The sequence below is a fragment of the Parasutterella sp. genome, from assembly GCF_057870745.1.
On sequence record NZ_DBMALT010000019.1, the window covers coordinates 1 to 15724 of the forward strand.

General features: G+C 50.2%; 14 protein-coding genes. 11 read left to right on the forward strand and 3 right to left on the reverse strand.

The window, feature by feature from the left end; all coding sequences use genetic code 11:
• Positions 1–149: 149 nt before the first annotated feature.
• Together glnD and map are read right to left on the reverse strand one after the other, a co-directional pair.
• Entirely contained in the window at positions 150–2702 is a 2553-nt protein-coding gene (gene glnD, locus ACZND6_RS06645) for a [protein-PII] uridylyltransferase (protein WP_293737308.1), read from the reverse strand.
• A gap of 26 nt (positions 2703–2728) precedes the next feature.
• Positions 2729–3544 (reverse strand): type I methionyl aminopeptidase, encoded by an 816-nt coding sequence (gene map / locus ACZND6_RS06650; RefSeq protein WP_300875884.1) that lies wholly within the window; start codon positions 3542–3544, stop codon positions 2729–2731.
• Positions 3545–3887: 343 nt separating this feature from the next.
• Here map and rpsB point away from each other — a divergent pair, with 343 nt between their 5' ends.
• From rpsB to pyrH, 3 genes are all read left to right on the forward strand, one after another.
• Complete coding sequence (gene rpsB / locus ACZND6_RS06655) at positions 3888–4646, forward strand: 30S ribosomal protein S2 (protein ID WP_021868607.1); 759 nt, start codon at positions 3888–3890, stop codon at positions 4644–4646.
• 85 nt (positions 4647–4731) lie between these two features.
• Positions 4732–5619, forward strand: a complete 888-nt coding sequence (tsf, locus tag ACZND6_RS06660; RefSeq protein ID WP_008812010.1) for a translation elongation factor Ts — start codon at positions 4732–4734, stop codon at positions 5617–5619.
• Between the two features lie 26 nt (positions 5620–5645).
• Positions 5646–6371, forward strand: coding sequence for a UMP kinase (gene pyrH / locus ACZND6_RS06665; protein ID WP_022099897.1), 726 nt, complete (start codon positions 5646–5648; stop codon positions 6369–6371).
• A 72-nt stretch (positions 6372–6443) separates the two neighbouring features.
• On the opposite strand, the gene ACZND6_RS06670 is transcribed toward pyrH, so the two are convergent.
• Complete coding sequence (locus tag ACZND6_RS06670; RefSeq protein WP_293737306.1) at positions 6444–6590, reverse strand: hypothetical protein; 147 nt, start codon at positions 6588–6590, stop codon at positions 6444–6446.
• Between the two features lie 247 nt (positions 6591–6837).
• On the opposite strand from ACZND6_RS06670, the gene frr reads away from it, so the two are divergent.
• The 8 genes from frr to lpxD all read left to right on the forward strand — a co-directional run bounded on the left by frr (position 6838) and on the right by lpxD (position 15723).
• Entirely contained in the window at positions 6838–7398 is a 561-nt protein-coding gene (gene frr, locus ACZND6_RS06675; protein WP_293737305.1) for a ribosome recycling factor, read from the forward strand.
• A gap of 14 nt (positions 7399–7412) precedes the next feature.
• Complete coding sequence (gene uppS / locus ACZND6_RS06680) at positions 7413–8159, forward strand: polyprenyl diphosphate synthase (protein ID WP_293737304.1); 747 nt, start codon at positions 7413–7415, stop codon at positions 8157–8159.
• Between the two features lie 3 nt (positions 8160–8162).
• Positions 8163–9017, forward strand: coding sequence for a phosphatidate cytidylyltransferase (locus ACZND6_RS06685; protein ID WP_293737303.1), 855 nt, complete (start codon positions 8163–8165; stop codon positions 9015–9017).
• 9 nt (positions 9018–9026) lie between these two features.
• A complete protein-coding gene (locus ACZND6_RS06690; protein WP_293737302.1) occupies positions 9027–10205 on the forward strand; it encodes a 1-deoxy-D-xylulose-5-phosphate reductoisomerase in 1179 nt (392 codons plus the stop codon).
• A 2-nt stretch (positions 10206–10207) separates the two neighbouring features.
• Positions 10208–11569: an RIP metalloprotease RseP gene (rseP, locus tag ACZND6_RS06695; protein ID WP_293737301.1), complete on the forward strand. Its 1362-nt coding sequence runs from the start codon at positions 10208–10210 to the stop codon at positions 11567–11569.
• Between the two features lie 37 nt (positions 11570–11606).
• Positions 11607–13940: an outer membrane protein assembly factor BamA gene (bamA, locus tag ACZND6_RS06700; RefSeq protein WP_300875878.1), complete on the forward strand. Its 2334-nt coding sequence runs from the start codon at positions 11607–11609 to the stop codon at positions 13938–13940.
• 43 nt (positions 13941–13983) lie between these two features.
• Positions 13984–14481, forward strand: a complete 498-nt coding sequence (locus ACZND6_RS06705; RefSeq protein ID WP_008812018.1) for an OmpH/Skp family outer membrane protein — start codon at positions 13984–13986, stop codon at positions 14479–14481.
• A gap of 153 nt (positions 14482–14634) precedes the next feature.
• A complete protein-coding gene (lpxD, locus tag ACZND6_RS06710) occupies positions 14635–15723 on the forward strand; it encodes a UDP-3-O-(3-hydroxymyristoyl)glucosamine N-acyltransferase (protein ID WP_300875875.1) in 1089 nt (362 codons plus the stop codon).
• The last annotated feature ends 1 nt before the right edge of the window (position 15724 follow it).

Consider the following 15724-nt stretch of genomic DNA (forward strand, 5'->3'; position numbering starts at 1 on the left):
TGCATCACTGCAGACACCTTGGGGTTCGCTAGTCTTTCCCACTAGCGGGCAGACTCGGGACTTTCACCCTATAGAGAATGCTCATGCCGAGCACACCAAAAGCAAAACCCGCCGTTGAGGCAGGTTTTGCGTTTTCGAAAGGACCTTAACTAAAGCTCCAAAGCTTCCAAAACGGCCTTTTCAAATTCAGCGCAGAAGACGGGATCCCGCAGCTTAAAGCTTTCGATCAGGAAGACGTCCTCCGCCCTTTCTCCCAGCGTCGTGATTCGGGCTGTCACAAGATTGATTCCGTACTGCACAAAGACTCGCGCGATGGATGCCAAAAGGCCGAGCCGGTCGGTTGTGACGATCGAAAGCATGTATTGCTTTCCGGCGACATCCGGCCGTAATGAAGCCTGCGGTGAGATTGGGAAGAGCTTGGATTGACGTGAAGGGCGTCCGCGAAGAGGGGGCGGAAGTTTTTCTGCCAAATCCAGTTTTTCCGCGAGTATTTCTTGGAAACGAGCGAACTCTTGTTCGAAGTTGGGGTCTGAGCCGTCGTCAACGACGATGAAGGAGTCGACAACGCGCCCATCTCGTCCCGTGTGGATACGTGCTTCAGCAATGGACAGACCGTATTGCTGTAGATTAGAAACGATACGGGCAAAAAGTTCGGGGCGGTCCTGCGTCAGGATAAGAATTTCGTGCGCGTGTTCCATGCCGCGTAGCGGTCGGGATGCCACAAATGACTTCGAAGAATCGAGATGCGGCAGCAATACCTTGGCATGCCAAACGATATTCCGCACCGAGTGCTTCATGAAGTACGCAACGTCAAAGTTATCCCAGAACTTATTGATCTGGTCCCTCTGCTCCGATGTAAAACGCGTCATGCGCAGAGCATCTTTACGGCGCCGGGAAACCAATAAATCTCGATCAATGCCTTTCCCTTTAAGGAATCTGGCGGTCGAATAAAACAAATCTTCAAGAAGCTGGGCTTTCCAGGCGTTCCAGATTTTTGGTCCCGTCGCCCGGATGTCGCAAACGGTGAGCAGATAAAGGCCGACGAGGCGTTCCATCGTTCCGACTTTCTTGGCGAAGTTTTCAACAACCTCCGGATCAGAAATGTCTTGTTTCTGGGCCACCATGCTCATGGTCAGGTGTTCACGAACAAGAAACTCGATGTAGTCAGCGTCCTCACCGGTGATTTCAAAGTCGCGGCACATTTGCCGAACGATTTCCGCCCCGATTTTGCTGTGGTCTCCGCCTCGGCCTTTGCCGATGTCATGGTAGAGAAGGGCAAGAACCAAACGCCAGCTTCCTTTCATTGCCATCATGAGCTCGGTGCAAAGCGGCAGCTCGTGGGCGTTTTCACTGTGTGTGAAGTTTCTGAGATAACGAATCGCAAGGAGCGTGTGCTGATCCACCGTATAGGCATGGAATAAATCATGCTGCATTTGACCGACGATTCGGTTGAAACGGGGCAGCAGTTTTCCGAGCACGCCCCAGCGATTCATTTCTTCCAGTGCATGCCAAACGCCTCGGCGCCCTTGGATAATCTTCAAAAATGTCTGACGGTTGACGGGATTTTCAGCCCATTCTTTGTTCATCAGAGAATGAGCTTCAAATAAGGCACGGTAAAGCCGTGAAGACTTCATCGGAATGTCCGGATGACGTTCCTGAATTAAAAAGGCCTCGAGAATTCTCTCAGGGTCCTTAACGAAGACGTCCGGAGACGCAAGGCCGAGCACGTCACCCTGCCGTACAAAACCGCTGCAAATGGGTTCGCCGGTTTGTTCAGGTTCTTTGGAGTAGCGCTCTTTAATGGCCTGAAGAATGATGGAATTGAGCTGCCCGATGGTTTTTGCATTGACATAGAAGTGCTGCATCATCACTTCACTAGGACGCCTGCCGACAGTCCCGACAATGCCTAGCGCTTTAGCCAGCGGTTCCTGAATTTCGAAAATTAATCGATCCTCATGGCGGTTAGTGAGCAGATGCATATGGATCCGCAGCCGGTAAAGGCTTTTCGTAACGGATTCCAAAAGTTCGCATTCTCGGCGAGTGATCAAACCCTTTTCAAAGACTTCCTGCCAAGTGTTGCCAAGACGGGCCGCCCTAAGCACCCAGATCAAAATATTTAGATCTCGAAGGCCGCCCGGGGCTTCTTTAATGTTCGGTTCCAGGGCATAAGAGGACTCGTGGTACTTCAAATGCCGCTGCTGCTGTTCGATGAATTTTGCCCGATAGAACTTTTTAAGATTCAGACTCCTTTCCATCGTATCGGAGTAGGTCTTAAAGAGTTCTGCGTTCCCCGAGATGAGCCGGGATTCGAGCATCGCGGTCTGTGCAGTGATGTCGATTTCTGCCTGTTCAAGACACTCTTCGATTTTCCGAACAGAGTAGCCGACGGTCAAACCAAGCGACCATAGATTGCCGATAACTTCCGAGATTGTTTTTAAGTCTTTATCTTTGACATCATCGGGCAGGAGAAAGAGCAGGTCCAAATCGGAGAAAGGGAACTGCTGCTCTCTGCCGTAACCGCCGACTGCGACGACGGCAACCGCTTCAGACAGACCGTTGAGTTTGAGAATCTCCAAAACTGCCTCATCGGCAGCCTTGGAGTGCGCAGAAAGATAGGCATCGGCGTCAACGTCCGCCAAAAACTTCTTTGCTAAAACTTCTCGCTGATCTTTAAACTTTTTGACGATTTTGTTGATTTCCATAGCCTTTGGATTCTTTCTTTATTAATTTAGGCAGAAGGTTTTACCCACGAGGGAGCAGGCGGGCATTTCGGCGATACCGTCAGAACTTCGTATCCGGTTTCAGTGACGAGAATCGTATGTTCCCACTGAGCGGAAAGGCTTCTGTCTTTGGTTACGGCGGTCCAGCCGTTCGGAAGGATGCGAAGTTCTTTCCTTCCGGCGTTGATCATCGGTTCGATCGTGAAGATCATGCCGGGCTTCATGACAGCACCGGTGCCGAGCTTGCCGTAATGGCAGACCTGAGGATCCTCGTGGAAGCCGACACCGACTCCGTGACCGCAGAATTCACGCACGACGCTGCAGCCCTGAGGCTCGACAAAATGCTGAATTGCATTGCCGATATCTCCGAAATGGGCGCCGGGACGCACGATTTCAATGCCTTTCCACATGGAGTCGAAAGTGACATTGATGAGGTGTTTAGCAGCAACGGAAATATGGCCGACGGAATACATGCGGCTGGTGTCGCCGTAATAACCGTTTTTAATGACGGTCACGTCAATATTTAAGATGTCGCCGTTTTTGAGCACCTTCTCATTCGGAATACCGTGGCAGATCTGATGATTGACGGAAATGCAGGTAGCTTTCGGATAAGGATTGGTACCGTCCGGGTCGTAGTTAAGACAAGCGGACTTGTCTTTGAGGACATCTTCGGTATATCTGAGCATCAAATCATCGAGGTACTCGGTGGTGACGCCGGCTGTAACAAACGGTTCAATGTAGTCGAGAACCAAAGCCGCATCGCGGCAGGCAGCCCGGATGCCTTCGATTTGTTCCGGGGTCTTAATAAGGATATTGTCAAACATTGATTAAATCTGACTCGAAAAAGTTTTTGAATGCGGCAATTTTAGTGGATTCACCGTTAAGCGGTGTCCTTCCAGCCTTATATAGGTCAACCGGAAGAAAGGTGACAATCAGTCTTCAAATCCTCGCCAAAACAAGGTTTCATTTGATTTATCCCAAATAGAAAATCTAAAAGGTTGTAACGCCTCTTTTCAAACGCTTAACTCTTTGAAAAAGCATGATAGAATTCCGCCCCGATCCGAACGGAAACGTTTGGACTTTTTTGTTAAATAGCGCAGTCTCACAACAGGGTTCCATTCGGAAAACGTGAGGCTGTTGGAATTAAACCCTAAAGGAATTAAAGATATGTCATCTCTGAGCATGCGTGAACTGCTCGAAGCCGGTGCACACTTCGGTCACCAGACTCGTTTTTGGAGCCCCAAAATGTCTCAGTACATTTTCGGCTCTCGTAACAAGATTCACATCATCAACCTCGAAAAGACTGTTGCTAAGTTCGACGAAGCTGCCAAGTTCTTAACAAACCTGGCTGCTCAGAAGGGCACCATCCTTTTCGTCGGCACAAAGCGCACTTCCCGCGACGCCATCGTTGCTGAAGCCAAACGCGCCGGGATGCCTTATGTTGATCAGCGCTGGCTGGGCGGTATGCTCACCAACTTCAAGACGGTTAAGGTTTCCCTGAAGCGTCTTAAAGAAATGGAACAGAAAGTTGCCGACGGCGCTCTTGAAAAGATGACCAAAAAAGAAGCTCTCGACTTCACTCGTGAACTCGAAAAGCTGAACAAAGCTATGGGCGGCATCAAAGAAATGAACGGTCTGCCCGACGCTCTGGTCGTTGTTGACGTTGGCTACCACAAGATTGCTATTCAGGAAGCTAACAAGCTTGGTATTCCTGTTGTCGGTATCGTTGATACGAACCACAATCCTGCCGGTGTTGACTATGTCATCCCGGGTAACGACGACAGCGCCCGCGCTGTTGCTCTTTACGCTAAAGGATTTGCTGATGCAATTCTTGAAGGCAAGAACAAGAACCTTGAAGACACTGTCAAGGCTGCTAAAGACTCCGACTTCGTTGAAGAAGCCGCTGTCGAAGAAAAAGCTGAGTAATTCGCCTCTTCTTGTCTGAAGTACCAAGGGAAGGGGCGTTCGCGCCCCTTTCTTTTTAAACCAATTATTTTTTAAGGATAAAACAATGGCTGTTATCACTGCCGCAATGGTTAAAGAACTTCGTGTTAAAACCGACGCTCCGATGATGGAATGCAAAAAGGCTTTGACAGAAGCTGACGGCAACATGGAGCAGGCTGAAGAAATTCTTCGCGTTAAGCTCGGCAACAAGGCCACTAAGGCTGCCAGCCGCATTACCGCTGACGGCGTTGTCGCTATCTACATCGACGAACCGGGCAAGATCGGCGCTATCGTTGAACTGAACTCCGAAACCGACTTCGTTGCTAAGAATGCCGACTTCATCGCTTTCGCCAACGACATCGCTAAGCTCGTCGCCGAAAACAAACCGGCTGACGTTGCTGCTCTTTCCGCTCTTCCGCTCAACGGCTCTACCGTTGACGAAGTTCGTAAAGGCCTGATCGGCAAGATCGGTGAAAACATCTCCATCCGCCGCTTCCAGATCATTGAAGGCAAAGGCAAGCTCTCCACATACATCCACGGCGGCGCCAAGATCGGCGTTATCGTTGACGTGGTCGGCGGCAACGACGAAGTTGCTCACGACGTGGCTATGCACATCGCTGCTTCCAAGCCGAAGGCTCTCGACAAAGACGGCGTTGATCAGAACCTGATCGAAACAGAACGCCGCGTTGCGATCGAAAAAGCTCGCGAAAACGGCAAACCGGAACACCTGATCGAGAAGATCGCCGAAGGTTCCGTTAACAAGTTCCTCAAGGAAGTCACACTTCTTTCTCAGCCGTTCGTTAAGGATGACTCTAAGAGCGTCGGCGAACTCCTGAAGAGCAATGGTGCTACAGTATCTGCATTTGCGCTGTTTGTTGTCGGTGAAGGTCTTGAAAAACGCAACGACGACTTCGCTGCCGAAGTTGCTGCTCAGGCTGCTGCCGCACGTGCCTAATTGTTGAACTTTTTTCGGAGTAAACGATGAGTAAGTCTGAAACGCCTAAAACCAAACGAATTCTGCTGAAACTCTCCGGCGAAGCCCTTATGGGGGACAACGCCTTCGGCATCAGCCGTGATACCCTCAAGAGTATCGTTGGTGAAATTAAAGAAGTAGTTGACTTAGGCGTTCAGCTTGCGATCGTGGTCGGCGGCGGCAATATCTTCCGCGGAGTCGCACTCGGCTCCACTGGTATGGATCGTGCCACCGGCGACTATATGGGCATGCTGGCTACCTGCATGAACGCAATGGCCCTCCAGGATGCACTGAGAAACGCCGGTGTTGAAGCCCGTGTTCAGTGCGCTCTGGATATCGACCAGGTTGCCGAGCCGTATATTCGCGGCAAAGCCTTGAGCCACCTGAAGAAAGGCCGGGTTGTGATTTTTGCTGCCGGTACCGGTAATCCGTTCTTCACAACGGATACTGCCGCGGCGCTGAGAAGTGCTGAAATCGGAGCCGATATGGTTCTGAAAGCCACTCAGGTTGACGGTGTCTTTACCGCTGATCCCAAGAAAGATCCCAGCGCAAAAATGTATAAGTCTCTGACTTTTGACGAAGCCATTCAGAAGAAGCTCAAGATTCTGGACGCTACAGCTTTTACGCTCTGCCGCGATCAAGGCATGCCGATTAGAGTCTTCAACCTTCATAAGCCCGGTGCGCTCAAGCGCGTTGTGCTTGGTGAAGACGAGGGCACGCTCGTTCACGTTTAACCGAGAAAAAACGGATACAAAAAGCTCCGGACCTGCATCAGCGGATCCGGAGCTTCTTTCTTGATCGATGAATTACCTTTCTGCTTTTTCACGTTCGCAGGATTTTTCGGCTTCTTCTTTCTTAAGTTTGTTCTCTGCGTGAATCTTGTCCCGCAGTTCATCACTCTTTTGTTCCTGATCTTTCAGAATTGCGCCGAACATTTTTTCAATTTTTGCCATAGTTCAAACTCCTTATCAGATGTTTTGAGCTTAAGCGCGTTTAGCCGAAGAGCCTATTAAACCAACTCGAATCGAGCGGTTTGAGGCTTTTGCGCTCCGTGGTAAACTCAACAAATTAATAAAGGCTGTCACTGCCGCCGCTGTTTTATTTCGGCGGATTTGACCGCGTCCGTGATTTTCTGCTCACCGGCGTGCGACTAAGTTTTGTGACTTGCAGCCGAGAAATCTGCAGAGATTGGAAATTGACATGACAACTAAAGACATCTATTCACAGTCCGAACACCATATGAAGCGTTCCGTTGAGACGCTCAAAGAAAACCTGATGAAGATCCGTACGGGTCGCGCTCATACCGGTTTGCTCGAACACATCACCGTCGATTACTACGGCTGCCCGACCCCGATTTCTCAGGTGGCCCAGCTCGGTTTGGCCGACGCCAGAACTATCACCGTTCAGCCTTGGGAAAAGAAAATGGTTGCCGTGGTTGAAAAAGCAATCCGCAACTCCGATCTTGGTCTGAATCCGGCGACTTCCGGCGAAATCATTCGCGTTCCGATGCCCCCTCTGACCGAAGAACGCCGTCGTGACTTAACGAAGGTTGTTCGTTCTGAAGGCGAAGAAACTAAGGTAGCCATCCGCAATCTGCGCCGCGATGCAAACAACAAGGTTGCTGCGCTCGTGAAGGAAAAAGAAATTTCCGAAGACGACGAACGCCGCTCCAACACAGAAATTCAGAAACTCACCGATAAGTACATCGGTGAAGTCGACAAGCTGATTGCCGAAAAAGAAAAGGAAATCATGACCGTTTAATCGGTTTAAATCCTATGACAAGTCAGGAATTGACTGCAAAGCCACGTGAAAGGGTGCCCCGTCACGTGGCTATTGTTATGGATGGCAACGGAAGATGGGCCAAGGCTCGAAAACTTCCTCGTCTTATGGGCCATCAAAAAGGGGTAGAGTCCGTTCGCACAGCGATCCAGGCCGCAGCTAAGGCAGGCGTGCAGCACTTGACGCTTTTTGCTTTTTCCAGTGAAAACTGGAACCGGCCGGCAGACGAGGTTAAAGGGTTGATGAAGCTTTTTCTCGTCAGCCTGCGCAGAGAGATTGCAGCCCTAAACAAAGCCAATGTACGGGTTCGTCTTGTCGGCGATCTGACTGCTTTTTCTGAAGAACTTCAGAAGCAAATCGCCGATTCAATGAAGATCACGGAAAACAATACCGGTCTGACACTGAACGTCTGCGTGAATTACGGAGGGCGTTGGGAAATTCTTGAGGCGGCAAAAAGATCTCGTGATATTCCGCTCGAAGAACTGACGGAACAAAAATTTGCTTCGCTGCTTCCTTTGGCGGATTCCGGCGATGTGGATTTGTTTATCCGTACGAGCGGGGAAGAGCGGATCAGCAATTTTATGCTGTGGCAGCTTGCTTACGCAGAGCTGTATTTCACAAAAATTTTATGGCCCGATTTCACCGAGAACGAGTTTTTAAATGCGCTAAATTGGTACTCTAATAGAGAACGTAGATTTGGTAAGACTTCCGAACAAATTCAACAGGAAGCGAAAAAGGAATAGTTCATGCTGCTTCAAAGAGTCATAACAGCCGTTGTGTTGTTAATTATCATCATCGGCGCGCTTTTAATTTCTCCTCTGGCTTTCACGGCGGTTGCTGCGATTGCCATCGGATGCTGCTTCTGGGAGTGGCTCCGTATTTGTAAATGGAATAACGGAGTTGCGATGGTTTGCGGCGTTTTGCTTGCGGCCTTCCTCTTCTTCTTAGAGTACGTTTCTCCGGCCGCGCTTCAAACCGTTCAGTCCGGCAACGGACTCATGATTATCACGGCTGCGGCGACTGTGCTTTGGGCTGTTATCACGGCGGTTCTTTTTACCCGCCGCGTCTCTGGCTGGATGGTGCCGGAAGGAATCGGTGCTGTTTTGGCCTGGATCTTTGTTCCGGCTGCCTGGTTCTCGCTCATGTATCTTTTCCGTGAGAAGGGCACGATCTACATGCTCTCTGTACTGGCGATCGTATGGGTGGCTGACATCATGGCTTACTTCGGCGGCCGCTGCTTCGGCGGACCTAAGATGGCAGAAGGCATCAGTCCTAAAAAGACTTGGTCAGGCGCACTGACGGCATTCGTGAGTGTTCTTGCACTTTCTTATGTTCTTTACTGGGCGCAGTCGTCTTTCCCGCTTTGGACGAATGCTTTAATTGCACATTTAACCGGCTGGGCTTCGGCCTTGATCATTATCATCGTTGTGCTGTTCTCTATTGCCGGCGATTTATTTGAAAGTGCCCTCAAGCGTTCCGCCGGTATTAAAGATTCAAGCAATCTTCTTCCGGGACACGGCGGTTTTTATGATCGCCTGGACGCCCAGATGAGCGTACTTCCTCTTACGGTCTTTATTCTTCTCTTCCTCCAAGGTTTCTAATTTTCAGTCATGGAAAGCATTGCGATCCTCGGTGCCACCGGCTCGATCGGTAAAAGTTCATTAGATGTTATCTCCCGTTATCCGGATCGGTTTTCCGTTTACGCGGTGACGGCTAATTCGAGCGTTAAAAAACTCGCACAGGCAGCAAAAGAGAGCGGAGCAAAAGTTGCTGTTATTGCAGACAAGGAATTCCTTGAGGCTCTGCGGGAAGAACTTAAGGCCGTCGGCAGTGAAGCAGAAGCCCGAGCCGGATCAAAAGCAATCGATGAAATTGCATCAAGTCCCGAAGTTGATATCGTCATCGGAGCCATCGTCGGCGCGGCCGGAATTTCTTCGACGTTCAAAGCGGCAGAAGCAGGTAAAAAGCTTCTGCTCGCAAATAAGGAGAGCGTCGTCTGCGGCGGCAGGATCCTGATGGACACGATCAAGGCCTCCGGCGCTGTTCTCATGCCGGTAGACAGCGAACACAATGCTGTCTTCCAGTGTCTCGTAGGTGCTACCAAAAAAGCGCGATGCGAAGCGAATATTATTCTGACTTGCTCCGGCGGCCCATTCCGTGAAAGACAAGATCTTTCCGCCGTCACGGTCGAGGAAGCCACGCATCATCCGAATTGGTCGATGGGTAAGAAAATTACGGTCGATTCCGCAACTTTGATGAACAAAGGGCTTGAGGTTATCGAGGCCCGCTGGCTTTTCGACTTTGAGCCTGAACGCATTCAAGTTGTCGTCCATCCCCAGAGCGTCATTCACTCGATGGTCCAATACGGCGACGGTGTCGTCATCGCTCAGATGGGCGCTCCCGACATGAGAAACACGATTGCTTACTCTTTAGGCTTCCCGGAAAGATTGGACGCCGGAGTAAAGCCATTAAACTTCTCCAAAATCAAAACGTTAACCTTTGAAGCACCGGACTTAAAACGTTTTCCCCAGCTCGGCTACGCTTATGATGCATTGAAGCTGGGCGGAGCTGCTTCGATCGTCTTGAACGCGGCCAACGAGATCGGCGTCGAGGCGTTTATTCAAGGCAAGATCGGCTTTACCGACATTGCACGCCTGTGTCATGCAATGATGTACGGTTTCCAGCCGCCGACTCCGACCAACTTGGAAGAGATTCTGGAAACGGATAAAGAAGCCAGAAAACTGGCTCAGTCTTGGGTCGAAGGTTTTTGCGACAAACTGGAGAACTAACCTTGACATTGTTGACGACCATTGCTGCCTTTGCGGTAACGATCGGTATTTTGATTACCTTTCATGAGCTCGGGCATTATTTAGTCGCCAGACTTTGCGGCGTAAAAATTCTGAGATTTTCTCTCGGCTTCGGAAAACCGATTTTTATCTATAAACGCAAGAACGATCCTGACGCAACCGAGTGGGCGGTGAGTGCACTGCCTTTAGGCGGATACGTCAGGATGCTTGATGCGAGAGACCCTGCCTGTCTGCCTATTAAACCGGAAGATAAAAACCGTGAATTCGGGGCCAAGAATGTATGGCAGCGATTCGCCATCGTTGCTGCAGGTCCATTTGCCAATCTTCTGCTCGCCGTCCTGCTTTACGCTTCCATCTTCATGATCGGCAGCACGCAGCCGACGCCGGTTGTTGCTGAGCCTCCCGCCGGTACGCCGGCCGCCATGGCTGGACTCCATGCCGGCGACAAGATTCTGAAAGTCGGCGATTCCGAAATTAAAACTTTTACGGATCTCCGTATGGAGATGCTGAATAAGTTCGGAAGTACGACGGATATTTTGGTTCACAGTCCCAACGGCAGCGAAGTAACGAAAGAAATTGACCTCACGAAGATGAGTCTGGACCCGAAAGCAAAAGATGCCGATCCTTTTGATGAGGTCGGTCTTCATTTGAATATGGGCCATCCGTTTATCTCATCTTTTGTTGAGAACTCTGCCGCGCAGCGCGACGGAATCAAAATCGGCGACCATATTTATCGCGTCGGTAATGTTCCGGTTAAGATGCCGAAAGATTTTGTCAGTGAAATCAAAAAATATCCCGGGAAACCCGTCACATTACTCGTCGGAGACGAAAACGGTCCGACACACACTCTGGAAGTTACACCGGCAGCCGCTATGGACGAACAGGGTAATGAAATCGGCCGCATCGGCGCAGCGATCGGGGTAGATTTTCCGCACACTCAGGTTTCTTATGGCCTCCTAAAGAGTCTGGCCGAGGGTGTGAAGAAGACGTGGGATACCGCGGCGATGTCTGTTCGAATGATCGGAAAGATGTTCACCGGTGATGTCTCTATCAGCAACATCTCCGGTCCGGTGACGATTGCCGACTATGCCGGCCAGACTGCTCAGCTGGGTATTCTTCCTTTTATTTCGTTTTTAGCGTTGGTTTCCATCAGCTTGGGAATTTTGAACTTGTTACCGATTCCCATGTTGGACGGCGGCCATCTCCTGTATTATTCTCTCGAAATAGTGACTGGTAAGCCGGTTTCTGAGGCTGTACAAGCGTCTGCACAAAAGATTGGCATCGCAGCTCTCTTTGGTTTGACTATACTTGCACTATTTAATGATTTGACGAGACTTTTGCCGTGATTTCAATCACGCAGGGTCATTTTTTAATTTATAGAATATGCCTCATCCTAAGAAGATAGCGCTAGCTTGCGCTTTAGCTTTGGCAGCGACGACCGTGCTTGCACAGGGTCATGTGATTAAAGACATTCGACTCGAGGGCATTTCCCGTACGGAAGCGGGTACTGTATTTTCGCATCTGCCGATCCGAGTGGGAGACACGTATTCTCCGGAGCTGGGCGCTGAATCACTGCGTTCTCTGTATGCCTCCGGAATGTTCCAAGACGTTCAGCTCGACATGGACGGCAACGTCCTGGTTGTTCGAGTTCAGGAACGTCCGACGGTCGCAAACATTCACACTACCGGTATTTCCGAGTTTGATGCCAAAGGTGTTGAAAAATCTCTCCGTGATGTGGGCTTAGCCGAAGGCTTTATTTTTGACCGTGCGGTGTTAGACCGTGCCGTTCAAGAATTAAGACGCCAATATCTCTCGCGCGGCCGTTACTCCGCAGATGTCAAAGTCACTGTGACGCCGGTCGAACGCAACCGCGTCCGCATCAACATCGACGTTGATGAAGGTCCTGCTGCAAAGATTCAGCAAATCCGTTTTGTCGGCAACAAAGTTTATGACGAAGGCGATCTTCGCGACGAAATGCAGCTCGGTACCCCGAACTGGTTCTCTTGGTATACCAAACGCGACCAGTACTCTCGAGAGAAGCTCACTGCCGACTTAGAGGCAATTCGCGCTCTGTACAACAACAACGGTTACCTCGACTTCAAGATTGACTCGACACAAGTATCTGTCAGTCCCGATAAGTCAGAGATTTTTGTCACCATCAATATTGATGAAGGCAAAAAGTACACAATCAAAGATATCCGCTTAACCGGTGACATGCTCGGCCTTGAGCCCGAGTTTGAAGATCTTGTGGATATCAAGCCGGGTTCCGTCTACAACGCTTCCGAAGTAAATGGTCTGGCAAAGAAATTTACGGATCGTCTTTCCGCTTTGGGCTACGCGTTTGCAAGAGCAATCCCGAATCCGGTCGTTGATCCGGAAAATCCGGATGAAGTTAGTGTCGTATACACGATTGACCCCGGCCGCCGAGTTTATGTTCGTAAAGTGAACATTACCGGCAACACGCGTACTCAGGACGAAGTCATTCGTCGTGAAGTTCGTCAGTATGAAGCGAGCTGGTTTGACAGCGATAAAGTTGCCGTTTCTCGTGACCGTATCGACCGTCTCGGTTTCTTTGAAACTGTTACTGCGGAACCCGAACCCGTACCCGGTTCTCCGGACGAAGTTGATTTGGCCGTTAACGTGAAAGAACGTCCGACCGGCAACATCTCGATCGGTGCCGGCTACTCCACCTCCGAAGGTATTGTTCTTTCCGGCGGTTTCTCGCAGAACAACGTTTTCGGTACCGGTAATTCTCTATCTCTTGAAGTCAATACGTCTAAGAGCTCTAGAACTTATGCTGCCAGCTTCACGCAGCCTTACATCACGACTTCGGGTATTAGCCAGTCCTTCGAAATTTACGATCGTAAGCTCGACTTGGACGAACTCGAAATTACCGATGACGTTAAGTACGAAACGTACGGCGCCGGCGTAACTTACGGTGTGCCGATTACGGAAAACGACCAGATCTTCCTCGGCGGTAAGTTTGAAATGACCGATGTGACCGTCGGCTCCGGTGCTCCGCGCCGCTACGTCGACTATGTCAACGATTACGGTAAGAAGCCGAAGAGCATTGCAGCGACGATCGGCTGGTCTCGTGATACCCGAGACAACATTCTGGCTCCGACACGCGGCCGCTACCAGAGATTGTTCGGTGAAATCTCTCTGCCGGTCCTTGATCTGAAGTACTACCGTGCAACTTATCAGTTCCAGCAGTTCGTCCCTGTCACGAAATCCATTACTTTCGCCTTTAACACAGAGCTTGGTTATGGTGATGGTTATGCAGGTAAACAGTACCCGTTCTTCAAGAACTTCTACGGCGGCGGTATCGGATCGGTCCGCGGCTACGATACTTCTTCTCTTGGCCCGCGTGATACCGACGGCGATGCTTCTGGCGGTAACCGTAAACTTAATTTCTCTCTCGAACTGCTGACGCCGATTCCCGGCGCCGACAGAACGCTTCGTATGTTCACCTTCTTGGACGGCGGTTGGGTCTGGGGCCGCAAAGCCTTCTACAGAGAGGTTGAGCCCGGCAGATACGAAGTCGAGCGTTATAAGAAAGACAAGCTTGATCTCGGCGATCTGCGTTACTCCGTCGGTTTCGGTTTAGCTTGGATTTCTCCGATGGGACCGCTTAAATTGAGCTTTGCATTCCCGCTCAACAAGAAGGACAGCGACGAGCTTCAGAGATTCCAATTCCAAATTGGTACAGGTTTCTAATAAATTTGTGGCACAATTAAACAATTGTGTAGGAGATACATTCATGCAAAAAAAATGGTTAGCGGTTGCTTTAGTTTCCGCCTTGGTTTGCTCTGCTGCGACAGCAGTGCAGGCAGAAGTAAAGATCGGTGTTGTCAGCACCGAGGTTATTCTTCGCGATTCTGCAGCTGCTCAGGCCGCAAGTAAAAAACTTGAACAGGAATTCTCTAAGCGCGATAAAGAGCTCAATGCTGCCGGTCAGCGTTTGAAAAATGACGTCGAGCGCTTCGAAAAGAACGCCGGCACAATGACGGAACAGGAAAGAATTCGCAAGCAGCGTGATTTGGCTGAAAGAGACCGCGATTTCCAGCGCCGTCAGCGCGAACTCCGCGAAGACTTCAATCAGCGCAGAAATGAGGAGCTTCAGAAGCTTCTCCGTCAGGCAAACACGGTCATCAAGAACATCGCTCAGCGCGAAAAATATGACCTCATTCTTCAGGAAGCCATCTACGTCAACCCGAAGATTGACATCACTGACCAGGTTCTTAAGGAACTCAAGTAATTTTTATCGGGCACAAGCAGACAGATGTCTGCTTGTTGCTTAATTGCCATTTAGTGCAATACGTGCGGCATGACCTGACTCGGGTTTCGGCGATTTCAAACTTGCTCTCCCTCTCAGATCAGCCGCATAAATTTTTTAATTAGGGCGATTCAAATGATTCAACAAACAGCGCCGATGACTCTTCTTGAGTTAGTAGACCGAATTAAAGAAAAAAGCAACGATACTTTATTGAGCACAATCAGTGCCAACGGAGGCAAGGCTGAAATTAAGTCTATTGCTCCGCTGGAGACCGCCGGGCACGGCGACGTTGCTTTTTTAGCCAACAGCAAATATCGCGATGCGGCTGCCGCCTGCAAAGCGACAGCTTTGGTTTTGACAGAAGAAGACAAACAGGCGATTTGGGGAGAAAAAGAGCCCGAACGTATCGTCGTCATTACCCGCAATCCGTACGCTTGGTTTGCATATGCCCTGCAAATCATCTTCCCGCAGGAGCAGCCGGAGCCGGGGGTTGATACCAGAGCCGTAGTCGAAGACGGTGCCGTTATTGATTCGACCGCAACCGTTGAAGCCGGCGTTGTAATTCGCAAAGGTGCGCAGGTCGGGCCTTACTGCTTTGTCGGAGCCAACAGCGTTATCGGCGAAGGCGTTGTTCTCGGCGAACACACTCGTATTTATCCGAACGTTACCATCTATTATGGCTGCCGTATCGGCAGACGCAATATCATTCACTCCGGTGCCGTGATTGGCGCCGACGGTTTCGGATTTGCGCCTTTGGACAGACAATACGTGAAGATTCCGCAGATCGGTGCGGTTGAAACTGGCGACGATGTCGAAGTCGGCGCCAATACATGTATCGACCGCGGTGCGTTGCAGAATACCACCATCGGACAAGGCACCAAGATTGATGACTTAGTTATGATCGGTCACAACTGCCAAGTTGGTAAGAATGTTGTCCTATCCGGAAGAACCGGTTTGGCCGGCAGCACGATTATCGGCGACAACGTTCAGGCCGGCGGCGGTTCCGGTTTTGCCGGACACCTCAAGGTCGTTGCAGGTTCGATCATCGGCGGTGGGGCAGGCGTTCCGAGTTCGATCGAGAAACCTGACTACTATGCCGGTTACATGCCCGCAATGCCTCATAGAGAGTTCTATAACATTCTGTCCGTAATTAAACGTTTGCCTGAGATGCGCAGACAGCTGAAGCATCTGGCTGAAAAAGTTGATTCCCTTAAGAAAGAGTAAA